Source organism: Paenibacillus sp. 2TAB19 (assembly GCF_052115185.1).
GTDB lineage: Bacteria > Bacillota > Bacilli > Paenibacillales > Paenibacillaceae > Pristimantibacillus.
Map to the genome: position 1 here is coordinate 1 of NZ_JBFRGE010000019.1, position 12,364 is coordinate 12,364.

Here is a 12,364-nt window from a genome sequence, read left to right on the forward strand (position 1 = left end):
TTTGAATGTTGTCCGGGTTGTCTTCAGGTATCGTCATATCCCACCAGGATACGACTTTGATCGTTTTGCCGCCTAAGTCGAAGTCCATCTCCGGCGAGCCGGCATCTACTTCTTCTTCACCCTCCGGCGCAGCTGTGGCCGTGTTGCCAGCGCCGTTGTTTGTAGCTTGGTTTGATCCGTTGTTCGTGCTACTGCCGTTGCCCGAACCGCCGCTGCATGCGGAAAGTACGAGAACGAACGCGCATAGCAGCACCATTAATTTGCGAATCTTCATTGCGAATCCCCCTTAACATATTGAACTACACCGAAAGTGTAGCGCTTTCATAAGGCAGGCAACAACCTGTGCGAATACAGGTCTGTCACCCGTCAAATTCTAGATTGGAAATCATTTCATTTCACGAAAATTTGTTTTTTGAGCAAGAAGTAAAAACCTGTGGGCTATGCAAAGAAAAGCACGTTGTTTCGTTTGCGCCCAGTTCACATAATTAAAGCGTAGTCATTCTCCCATAAGGAAAACCCCTAAGTACAAATAGGAGGTAATCATCGTGTATAAAGTGCTGCTTGTCGACTTTGACTCCTCATCGTCGTTGGAGATGTTGCAACATATGTCGGAATGGAATCGGATCGAGTTTGAAATGGACGCTTATGCGAACAGCTCTGCGGACGCGATCGATTTTCTCGACCGAAACCACTTTTCACTAATCCTGATAAGTATGAACGGCTCCCATAACGACGGCTTGTATCTTTGCGATTACATTCGCCAGAAGAGCCGCGTACCGATTGTTCTGATTGGCGGAAGCAACGATTTCCAGCTTGCCCGGAAGGCTCTCTATTACCAAGTAAGCGATTATTTGCCTGATCCTGTTTCCTCTGTCGAGCTAACGTCAAGCTTGTTGGCCGTCAAAGCCGAGCTCGATTGCGCTATCGACAAAAATAAAGCGCTGTCATGGACGCCGACGGAAAAGGAATCCCAATCTCAACCGAATATTATCGAGAAGGTTAAGGAATATGTGGATGAGGCGCTGCATCAAAACATCACCTTAAAGGAAATTTCCAATAGCCTTCATTTCAATTGCTCTTATTTGGGTCAAAAGTTTAAGTTCCAGGAAAATATGACCTTCAATGAATATTTGCTGCAACAGCGCATGGAGAAGGCGAAGCTGCTGCTTGAGAATACGGACATGAAAGTGTATGAAATCGCGAATGAGATCGGTTATACGGAAATGGATTGGTTCTACAAGAAATTCAAAGCGTATACGGGCGTAAGCGCCAACGAATATCGAAAAATGTTTTTCATTACTGCGTAACCGCTTACAAGAAGAGGGTTACGTTAGCCTGTATTTCATACAGTCTAATCGACCCAAATCAGCTACGAAATTACTTTTAAGTGGAAATTATACAGCCAAAACCTGCAGTTTAGCCCTCAGTAACCTTTTTCCGCCCATTTGACTGCACAAAATCCAGCCAAACTCTGAAATCTTCTCATTCCTAGCCTTTTGATTGGATAAAGTCCATCCAAAAGCTAGTGCAACTCTAAGCGAGCCTTATGAATCGACAGTCTCACATTTCCACTCCTTGTCAATAAAGGTTTGAAAGGGCTGTCCCGATACCGGGACAGCCCTTTCAATTAATTCGTAAGCTCCAGCAGTCCGATCTCGGACAAGTTCTGCCACGTCATTCCTGTCGTATCATTCCAGATCGCGATGCTGTCGCGAATGCCGTCATCGTTTTGGTCGTTGTTGACCTGTACGTCGAAACCAACCAAGCTGCCGGCCGCAGGTGCCGTTCCAGTCCAAGCGATGGAAGCTTCGACGATATAGCCGTTAGCAGTAAGCTTCGCTGCGGATACGAGCCGTCCGCTCGAAGAACCTGGGCTAACGGACTGCTCGTTGTCGAAGTTGATCCGGTATTGCCCGTCGTCCGCATCATACGGATTGGTTCTTGCATCGTTTTGATCAAGGAATATTTCTACCGAATCCTGCTCCCATACGTTCGCGCTTCGTTTTGTAAGCAGCGAATCAGTTACTTCCGCCAATATATAAAGGCGGCTGCCATCCCAGAGCGTTCTGACCTTCGCTGTTGAACCGGACGTTCCTTGCACCCACCGGTCTGTCGTAATGGCGGATGCTGACGTCCAGATGCCGTCGATATGGCCGTCAATAATCGGCGTTCCACGCACAGCCTTCGTCAATTGAGGGCCTTCAATTAGCTCTAGCTCGCCGAAGCCCGACGTATCGGCATCCTGCTTATGATGAACATCGTTCCACGACGTCAACGAGGTAGCGCTGCCTGAACGATTATTGATTCGTACGTCAAAGCCGATCGTTTGGCCAAGAGCTGCCCCCGCGAGCGGAATTGACGCTTCGATAACGTAGCCGGTCGCGGTTTTGACCGCCTTGTATTCGGCTGGACTATGCGGATTCGCCCCGCTCCTGCGGAACGTATACTTCTTGTCGTCCGACTCGTAGGAGGTTGTCTTGCCGTTGTTTCCGTCAATGAATACGTCAACCGAATCGTTTCCGTTAACCGACGAGTCCAGCACATCGACCCAAACATGCAGCTTTCCGGCTGCCCATTGTGTCCGGTAAGAAGCAGCCTTGCTGCCCGCTGATTGAATCGTTATCGGCCTTGCTGCCTTCCATGAATCATCCAGCTTGCCGTCTACCTTCACGGTGCCGGCAACTGCGGATGTCTTGTGTATCTCAACCGGCAGTTTGCTTGGATCAACAAGCGCCCAGTACGCATACTTCGCTTGAAGACGTTCATCGAACAGCAGCGGCCAATTGTTCCGATCGACCGGGAACGTTCGCAGCCAAGTATTCAAATCGTCCTTGCCCCAGAAGATGACGGATGTAAGCTGATCCGCATGCTTCTTGAACACGTCGAAGATCGCCTGGTACCGTCTCGCCTGTGTGATCTGCAATTCCAGCGGGAAGGTCTCGTAAGACTCGGCGTCATTCGTATAAACGCTCATATCCAGCTCTGTAACTTGCTGCTCGATGCCAAGGTCGCGGAAGGCCGCGAGCATGTCGTCGAGCTCCTGAATGGAAGGACTCGCGATGCCGATATGCGTCTGATGGCCGACACCTTGGACCGGTATGCCCTTGTTTTGGAGGCGCTTGATCAGGTCATATATAAATTGCCGTTTATCCGTAAAATGCGTGTTGTAATCATTAATGTATAACACGGCATCCGGATCGGCAGCATGGGCGTATTCGAACGCTTTCTCGATGTACTCCTCGCCTGCGATTTGATACCATAAGCTGTTCCTTAAGCCGCCTCGCTTACGATCTCCCGGCTCAATGACCTCGTTCACGACGTCCCAGGCATAGATTTTCCCTTTATAGCGGCCGACAACTTCGTCAATGTGGCTCTTCATGCGCGCGAACAGCAATTCCTTGCTGGCTAGATTGCCATTGTCGTCATAGAACACCCAGTTCGGTGTCTGCGAATGCCAAATCAGCGTATGTCCGCGTACCGCAATGCCGTTTTCCTCCCCAAATTCTACGATTTTATCCGCATTGGCGAAAGTAAACTGCCCTTCGACCGGCTCGGTCGCATCCCATTTCATCTCATTGCCTGCGGTAAGGCTGTTGAAATGTTTTTTGAGCAGCTCAGCGTCCGGCCCCTCCTTATCTGCTATCTCGTTAACGAGCAAGGCTGAGCCAAGAAGAAAATCGTCAGCGAACACATCCTTCAAGCTCGGTATGTCTTGCTCGATTTCGATCGGAATCGGATCGGGTACGCGTTCAATTATAAATTCATCAACGTAGAAGGATAACGTCGGATTGTCGAACGATTCCAAGTAAACACCGGCATTGGAAACGGGATTTTTGAGCGTGTATTCGCCCGACAGCTTCACCCATCCGCTATCCGTCGCTGTTTTGGTCGTGACAGATTCGTAATAGGGCGTGCCGTCCGTCGTCCGCTCGACGAGCATGCCGACGGACGAGGCGCTCGAGCCGGCCGGGAGACGTACCCATGCCGTGATGCCGTATGTCTTGCCGACTTCCATGAACGACGTCACGTTGAACGTTGGGCCGTTCCAGCCTTGCGTCCTTCCTTCCACTTTAAGCCCATACTCGCCCGAATAAGCCGCATCAGACGATGCCGACAAAATAACGCCTCCGCCGCGCGGCTGCCAGCCTTGTACCGTTCCGTCCTCAAAGTCCGTTGCGATACGCTGGGGCTCGAAGGATGTCTCATCAATTGCCTCCGCATACACTTGCGTCCGGGACGTGATCGAGCCAATCGTTGCTGCGCTTAGCATCAGCGCTGCGGCCAGTCCCAGTACCATCAACCTTTTTAACCGTTTCATCTTGCGAACAACACCTCTCTCCAATCATTTATCCATATCAAACTCCTCTTGCGGGGAGTGGAAATGGCGCTTGGTTAGCCTGTCTGCTTCGCTGACTGGGGATAGAGAACGATACGGCCGTCCTCCATTTCCACGCGTACCTTGTTGTTGTCTTTGAAACCGTCCATATCAAGGAATCCGGAAGGAATTTGCAGCCGTCCTGCCTTGTCAAGCACGGCGTATTCCGTGTGGCTCTCCGCTTCAAGCATGGCGCTCTCGGCATCCAACATGGCCAGCTCGTCGGCGTACGACACTTTGCGGATCATTTCCGCCGACGTCTTGCCGTCCCGAATCTGGACAACGCGGTCCACCTTGCGCGCTAGCGCCGGATCATGTGTTACGATTACGATTGTAATTCCCATCGAACGGTTGAGTGTCCGGAACAAATCGAGAACCTGGTTTGATGTTTTCGTGTCAAGCGAGCCCGTCGGTTCGTCGGCGAGCAGCAGCTTCGGATCGTTGGCCAGCGCGATCGCGATCGCTACCCGCTGCTGCTCGCCGCCAGACAGCTCGCTCAGCCTGTTTTTCATTCGATGTCCAAGCCCCACCGCCTCCAGCAGTTCCATCGCCCGTGCCCTTCGCCGCTTGCCGCGCAGCAGCATCGGAAGCTCTACATTAGCCAATGCGGTCAAGTATGGAATCAGGTTGCGCGCATTGTTCTGCCATACGAAACCGACCGTATCGCGCTTGTACGCTACCAGCTCTTTCTCGCCGAACTTCAGCAAGTCTTGACCGTCTACGAACAGCTTGCCGGCTGACGGCTTATCGAGGCCACCAAGCATATTCAGGAGCGTCGACWTCCCGCTGCCGGAATTGCCGATAATCGCCATCAACTCTCCGTTTTCGACCTGCAGATCAAGACCTTGCAAGGCGAATACCTCAAGATCCGCCATTTTGTAAATTTTGACGAGCCCTTCGCTTTTAATCATCGTCTACTCCTCTCCAAGCTTGAGAGCTTGCGCAATCCGAATTCTCGACAAGCGGTAACCGAGGATTAGAAGGCCTAGCGTCAATGTAATGCCGATAATGCTATACAACTGCAGATAATCGCTAAGCTGTTGAATCATTTCGAAAGGCGGCACTTGATCCTTCGTTGCAAATGACATTTCGAATAACGGCACGAACAGCTCGCTTATCGTATTGCCGATGACGACGCCTAACAGAACCGCCGCTCCTGAAGTCAACATTTGCTCGCTGACGAGCATGCCGATTATTTGCCCGAATGGAATGCCCATTGCCCGCAGCACGCCGTATTGAAGCGTTCTGCCCGACAGCGTAAGCACCCAAAACAGCAGGAAGCCGAAAAAGCTGATCAGCATAGAGATGACGAAGCCAAGCGTCATGACACCGTTGATCGCAAGTCTGAACGGATCGTTTTTCGATTGAATCAGCTCTTGCGTAGCGTCTTGAAGATTGATGATTCTTAGCTTCTTCTCCGCCAACTGGTCGTAGACGGTTTGGCTAGAAATACCGTCCTTCAGCTTCAGCCACACCTCATAAGGCTCTACGGCAAGCCTGTTCTGAATCGTGCCGAGATGGCCCACGATCAAGTTCGGCTGCACAGCCTTCTCGTTATCGGCATTGCCGGTCGGAAGCGGATTCCAGCTCGGCCAGTAGTCGATAATGCCATAAACGACGAATTGTGCTTGATCGAGCCCATCCCAAGACAGTGAAATCGTATCGCCCAGCTTCGTCTTTGCCTTGTCCGCGATCGAGCGAGAAATGAGAACCGCTTTCGTATTGGGCGCGAGCAGATTAAGGTACCCGTTAATGGGGTGTTCGAGCAGCCCATCCTTCATCCAAGCCGTCCGGCCGAAGTCCATCGTGTCGATGCCGATCAGAGTAGTCGCCCCGCTTGCTCCGCTTGCAGGCGTTACGAATCGCGCCTTCTCTTTCTTGAACACTTTGGCGCTCGCGAGGATGCCTTCCAGCTCTTCGAAAGGCTGGAACGGCGGCTCGGTGTATTGAACCCGGTTCGAGCTCGAAGCTGTCGTATCGGCTTGCGTTTGCGGAGCGGACGACATATAGGTCGATGGCCGCGCATCGCTTTCCCAGCGAGTCATAATAGTCATATCGGCTCCGATATTGTACTGAATCTTGCTCTCCATGTTGTCATTAATGGTACGGGCCGCATTCGCGCTGAAGAGTCCCGTTGCGACGGTCATGATGAGGAACAGCTTAATCGTCTGGTATTGTCCGGACGACCGGCTGATCTGAACTAGCGTGTTGTACAGTGCAGGCGACCACCACCGGCGACCTGCCAGATAGACGAGTCGAATGAACCATGGATATACCCTCAGCAGCAGCAAGCCGCCTCCGAGCGCGAATAATGAAGGCATGAGGAAGAGCATCGGATCGAGCTGGAAGGCATCCGAGTCAAGCCCTAACCGCTGCAAGTCCTCCTGGCGCTTGTTGAAATTGTAGAGCAGATATACGGCTATGCCGACAAGGATAAAATCAAGGCCCGTCTTATGCCAGAACGACAGCTTGTTATGGCGGGCGTTTTGCTGCTTATGACTGACGATACTGACTCTAGTCGCCATGAACGCCGGAATCAGGATCAAAGCCAATGCGGCGGCTACCGCCACAGATGACACCATGTAAGCGCTGCTGGTCAGACTGACCTCAAGCGCCGAGCGATTGACGAACTCCAGGAAACCGTTCGATGCGCCAAGCACTTTCGTGAACCAAATGCCGAGAAACGGACCAACGGCAAGCGCGCTTATACCAAGAAACAGACTTTCGAGCGTATAAGCCGTCATAATCTGCAAACGGCTTGCCCCCCGGCTTCGCAGGACGGATATTTCCGTCTTCTGCCGCTCAATAATGAGATTGGCGGCCATATAGAGATAGAAGGCAAGCATGAGCATAACCGGCGAATAGAGTGACAGCATCATAACGTCAAGCTTCTCTTGCTTTCCCTGATAGTCATTAACCGTTGATACGGCAGGAATGTTGACCTCGTCGACGCCGATGCGGCCGCGGAAATAACGTCTAATATCCTTGTCGGCTTGCATGAATGCATCGATATTATCGATCGTTAATTCCTCGTAATTAAGTGCTAGGCGCCAATCCAAGCTTGCCAGCTTCGTCATGCCCCCAAGTATGAAATCGTTCTCAAACTGATCGAAAGGAATAATGAAGCCGTCGCTATCCTCGGAAGTAAGAAAAGGCAAATACGGATCTGCCGTTGGGTTGGTCTCCATAATCCCAACCGGGATGACGCGAAACTTCGTTTTGTCCGGCGCTTCGGCAATCAGTTCGTCCCCCAGATCGCGTTTCGTCGCGATTAGAAACTTCTGCGTAACGAGCGCCTCGTAAATACCGTCGGCGCGAACGGTCGGCATTGCGCCATCGATCAAGCGAACGCGTTTCTCAAGTCCGGAGAGCGATCTGATGCTGCCCGCTGTCTTCTGCGATTGCTTCTCCTGATCCGTTGCGTCAGCACCGTACACCTTCATGCGCTGCGTGAAACGCTGCTGATAGAAGGATAAAGCTTCAAGTCCCGCCCTGCCCGGTATTGTTTGCACGAATCGGTCCGCCCGCTTGATAGCCTCGATCGTCTTCGCGTCCATTGCCGACGCGGATACGGTCGTACCGATGCGAATATAACCCGGATACACGCCTTCCTGAAGCTGCACCGATTGCAGCTCCTTTTGCAGCGTTCGCTGCAGGATGGCTTCCGAGTAAAGCGGCATGGAGCTGAATAAGGCCACGCATACGGTGAGGCCGATCCATAGATTCAGCTGCAGCCACTTGTTGTTTGCCATCTTGCGGAGGATCATCGTCCATAAGGCCATACGTACACCCCATCCTTGCGCCAGTTACATGCTTGTAACTGGTCTTCATGTTAGTTATTCAGAATGACCTGCTGGCCTTCCTCGAGTCCTTTGACAATCTCCGCTTCGGTCGATGTTATCAGCCCTACCTCAACGTCGACCTCCTTGCGTCGTTCGCCTTCCGCCACCTGCACGTAATAACGTCCCATATAAGAGCGAATGGCCGAGCGAGGCAGAACGATGACGTTCTCGCGTTTCTGCAGCTCAATCGTAAGCTCGGCGCTGTCGCCGATATGGATGCCGTCCGGCGCATTGTCCATACTCATGTACAGGGTTACTGCGTTACGCTCAGCTTTGGCCCCATCYGCGCCGATCGGAACATTGGAAGGCGATTGCAGCACTTTGCCCGTGTAAGCCTTGCCCTTATACTTCAGACTGACGGGCATGCCCGCTTCGACCGGCTGTACTTCCTTCATTTCACCTGCGACATACGTGAGTTGGATGCGAGACGTATCCGCAATCGATACGATGGGTTGGTACGCATTCACAAAGTCCCCCGCATTCAACGTTTCCACGAATGTTACCGTCCCGGAAATCGTTGCATATATCCTCGATTTCGCAAGCCGTGTCTCCATCGATTGCAGTGACATATTCTCTCGCTCAAGATCGATTTCGCGCAGACGAAGATCGATCGGCGTTGCGTCAGAGTCACGGGCTTGCTTATACATCAGCTGCGCTCTCTCCAAGTTAAGCTTCTGCAGATTATATTGCAGCTCAAGATCTCCCGTTTCTTGCTCCGCGAGCAGATCACCGGCCTTCACTTCTTGACCGATCGTCACATTGATTGATTTAAGCCGGCCTCCCGACTCCTTGAACGACAAGTTCTCCGAGCTCGAGGAGACGAAATGGGCTGTTCCTTTGAGATACGTCTGAATGGATCCACGGCTTGCTTCCACGATATCCAGCTGCTCTTGCGCAGGCTGTATGAGCGGAGGCTGCAAGGCTTGCTGCTCGGCAGGGAGCAGTCCGCATCCGGACAGCGCCAGCATCGCGGCTAGTGCGATTGCAGCTCGCCGCGTTGCCGTCAACACCCGTCCATATCCGTTATTCGATGTTCGTATGCGATACAATTGTTCCATCCTCCAATGAAATAACATGATCAACAAGCTCCATGATGCCAGGGTCATGCGTCGTTAGAACGACCGTCATCCCGGAACGATTAACGAGCTCACGGAAAACCCTCATCACTTGAATGCCCATCCGGCTATCGAGCTCGGCCGTCGGCTCGTCAGCGATAAGCAGCACGGGTTCATGGGCAATCGCCCGTGCGATCGCTACGCGCTGCTGCTCGCCTCCCGACAGCTCGGCCGGACGATGCTTCATCCGCTCCTTCATCCCGACCTGCTCCAGCGCCCGCTCGGCCGCCTCGCGATTGCCCTTGAACGGCGTACCCGCCACGCGCAGTCCGAATTCAACGTTCTCGTAGGCATTCATAAGCGGAATGAGACCAAAGGATTGGAACACGAGACCGATTTTCTTTCGACGTATAGCGCTTCTCGCCTTGCTGGGCATGCGCGTAATTTCTCTGCCTTGAAAGAACACCTGTCCTTCCGTGGGCTCGTCAAGCGCGCTAAGCATATTCAGCAAAGTCGTCTTGCCTGAGCCGGACCTGCCTTTGAGCGCCACCATCGATCCGGCCGGTATATCCAAATGAACGTCCGATAACGCGGTGACGGCGCCATTGCCTTTGCCGAATATCCGCTTAAGGCCGATCGCCTTTAATATCGTCTCGCCGCTTGCTGCACTCGGTGACTCTCTCTTCGCCGACATCGCTAACCTCCTTGTTTTATCTCATTATCACTATTAATTTTAACGTTTTCATTTCTTGAGAAGTACCTGTTCGTTTCTTGTTCGTTCACCTTATAAACGATAGGTTTTCGGGTTGTAAGCTCAAATACGCTCTGACACGAAGGTGCGGCTGGTGGGCTCGATCTTCCGGATTTGCTCCATAAGAGCCTATATGTACTTACGGACACAGTCACAAACCCTGCTTCGCTCTGTAAGAGCAAATATGCGCTTACACGAAGCACGAAGGCGAAAAGTATTAATAAAAAACAAGCAGCGCCAGCCGGACTCCCCCGACTGGCGCTGCACAAAACACTTCCATTAACTTATTTGCCGAACTGCCATGCATTGAAAGTGAATAACTCTACATCGGCCTTGCCTTTGAACACGAAATAYAGATCGTGAACGCCTTCGGCGCCTGCGACCGCTGTCTTCACTTCTGTCCAGCTAGTAGAGCCCTCTCCCTTCGGTATGGCAAGCGAGCCAATCGCGACACCTTCCGGACTATCCAGATGCAGCTCTATGATAGCATCATCGATTCCGCCAACTACGAACGCCGAGAAGGCGGATGCGCCATCGCCGAAGTCCACTCCTGCTACAGCCGTCCAATCGCCGTTATGAATGTCCGCAATCGCAAGTTCTGCGACAGCCGTTCCTCTATCATCTCTCTTCTGCGGCAGCGCATCGACGCCAGCGCTCCACGCAAGCGTCTCCGCTTCCACGCGAACGAACGGATTAAGCTTATTCAACTGAGGAACACCTTTCAGATCGGCTTCAATCTCCTGAATGGCACCATCCGCGCCGAAGCTTACTTTGTTCAGATGCGTCGAACGATAGCCTTTCGGTACGCCCATTGCCTTGGACAACGTCTGCGCGTGATAGGCGATATACCACTCGCCGTGGAACTGGAACATCGCGTGGTGATTGTTGCCGCCTACGCCGAAGAAGTGGCCGGGATTTTTCAGAATGGAACCTTGATACGTCCACGGACCCATTGGACTTTCGCTGGTCATATAGGCGATTTCACCTGCCGCCGGGCTTCCTTCCGGCCTGGCGCCTCCGTAGAAATTCGAGCAATACGTGTAGTAATAAACGTCGCCAACCTTATTGATGCCGGCATCTTCGAACATGAACGGCGCAGGAATGACCGCGGCTTCGCCGACAACGCTGATCATATCGTCGCCAAGCTGCATAACGCGAGCCGTATCCGGCTTCTCTTCCTTCCCATCCGGGATGCCTCCTCCGAAATAGATATATCCCGTGCCGTCGTCGTCAACCAGTACGGCCGGATCGAACAGCCAAGTTACACCTTGCGCTGCCGGCGCCGATCTCGAAATCAGCGGCTTGCCGATCGGATCGATCCAAGGGCCGGTCGGGCTATCGCTTGTCAGTACTCCAATCCCGCTCGCGTTGTTCGCGAAGTACAGGAAGAACTTGTCCTTGCCGTCAATCACCTTATGTGCCGCTGCCGGGGCCCAAGATTGCGTTGCCCACTTCGCCTCGCCTTCGGGACCAGCAGCGACTACGAAGCCATGATCCGTCCAGTTCATCAAATCCGAGGATGAGACGATAGACAACCGGTTAATTGACCCGTAAGTGTTATCCTTCACTTCACCTGCCTCGTCGTACTCCAGCACGTCGTAAGTGCTATAGATGTAGACGCGGTCATTGTACACGATCGCGTAAGGATCGGCTCCGAATTTATGCGACACAATCGGATTGCCGTTCTGAGGAAGCTTGCCGATCGCGCTTGCGGGCGGCTGATAGCTCATCTCGGCGGACGCTCCGCTAACGTTATACGCCGTGCTTTTATTACCTGAATCCACAATATCCAGACTGTTTACTTTAAATTCCTTACTCATTTGCACAATCAACTCCCTTTTTTGTATGAATGTAATCGTTGCCAGCTCTTTGCTGCCATCCAGGTTGGCGAATGTAATAACCGAGCCGTCATCATTGCCGATTCGAAGCTCCACCCCTTCCTCCGTAGGCTGGAACGCGACGGCTGCCGCCGAAACGTTGCTCGGGTTCGGGACGATTGTATCGACTTCGAACGCAGCTGGAATGTTCAGCAGTGCGCGAATTTGCACAACTTCTTGCTCAACCGGAAAATCGTCCATCAATAATTTCACTTCATAGGTTGTGTCCTTCTCCTTGCTTAATTCTATCGTCTCTTCCTTCAGGTAAGCCGACAACACAACCTCAGACGGCTGTCGCTCCGATTCGTTCCGGCCAATCTGTGATTGGTAGAAAAGAAATATTGCCGTGCCCGCGGCAAGGATCGCAACTCCGAGTCCAAGACGCTTCTTAACGGTCAGCAAGATGTCACCTCTTTCCCTATTAAAGAACATAGTAATGTCAACTAGGGATAGGAACAACCTGC

At 52.4% G+C, this 12,364-nt stretch carries 7 protein-coding genes and 1 pseudogene; 1 reads left to right on the top strand and 7 read right to left on the bottom strand.

All coding sequences use genetic code 11. The features are described 5' to 3' along the window. A pseudogene (locus tag AB4Z33_RS10845) lies at positions 1-274 on the bottom strand (ABC transporter substrate-binding protein); the annotation flags it as partial. 271 nt (positions 275-545) lie between these two features. On the opposite strand from AB4Z33_RS10845, the gene AB4Z33_RS10850 reads away from it, so the two are divergent. Beyond that, the gene (locus AB4Z33_RS10850) at positions 546-1,307 is read left to right on the top strand and encodes a response regulator transcription factor (RefSeq protein WP_442049947.1); all 762 of its coding nucleotides are present in this window, start codon (positions 546-548) and stop codon (positions 1,305-1,307) included. A 320-nt stretch (positions 1,308-1,627) separates the two neighbouring features. Here the strand turns inward: AB4Z33_RS10850 and AB4Z33_RS10855 are convergent, their stop codons facing one another. From AB4Z33_RS10855 to AB4Z33_RS10880, 6 genes are all read right to left on the bottom strand, one after another. Continuing rightward, on the bottom strand, positions 1,628-4,318 hold the full coding sequence (locus AB4Z33_RS10855) for an endo-1,4-beta-xylanase (protein ID WP_442049948.1): 2,691 nt from the start codon (positions 4,316-4,318) through the stop codon (positions 1,628-1,630). 74 nt (positions 4,319-4,392) lie between these two features. Further along, entirely contained in the window at positions 4,393-5,286 is an 894-nt protein-coding gene (locus AB4Z33_RS10860; protein ID WP_442049949.1) for an ABC transporter ATP-binding protein, read from the bottom strand. A gap of 3 nt (positions 5,287-5,289) precedes the next feature. Then, positions 5,290-8,157, bottom strand: coding sequence for an FtsX-like permease family protein (locus tag AB4Z33_RS10865; RefSeq protein ID WP_442049950.1), 2,868 nt, complete (start codon positions 8,155-8,157; stop codon positions 5,290-5,292). Positions 8,158-8,207: 50 nt separating this feature from the next. Beyond that, the gene (locus AB4Z33_RS10870) at positions 8,208-9,275 is read right to left on the bottom strand and encodes an efflux RND transporter periplasmic adaptor subunit (RefSeq protein WP_442049951.1); all 1,068 of its coding nucleotides are present in this window, start codon (positions 9,273-9,275) and stop codon (positions 8,208-8,210) included. Then, complete coding sequence (locus AB4Z33_RS10875; RefSeq protein ID WP_442049952.1) at positions 9,241-9,966, bottom strand: ABC transporter ATP-binding protein; 726 nt, start codon at positions 9,964-9,966, stop codon at positions 9,241-9,243. The genes AB4Z33_RS10870 and AB4Z33_RS10875 overlap by 35 nt, the downstream gene beginning before the upstream one ends. Before the next feature lie 341 nt (positions 9,967-10,307). Further along, positions 10,308-12,302: a glycoside hydrolase family 43 protein gene (locus tag AB4Z33_RS10880; protein WP_442049953.1), complete on the bottom strand. Its 1,995-nt coding sequence runs from the start codon at positions 12,300-12,302 to the stop codon at positions 10,308-10,310. Positions 12,303-12,364: the final 62 nt, after the last annotated feature.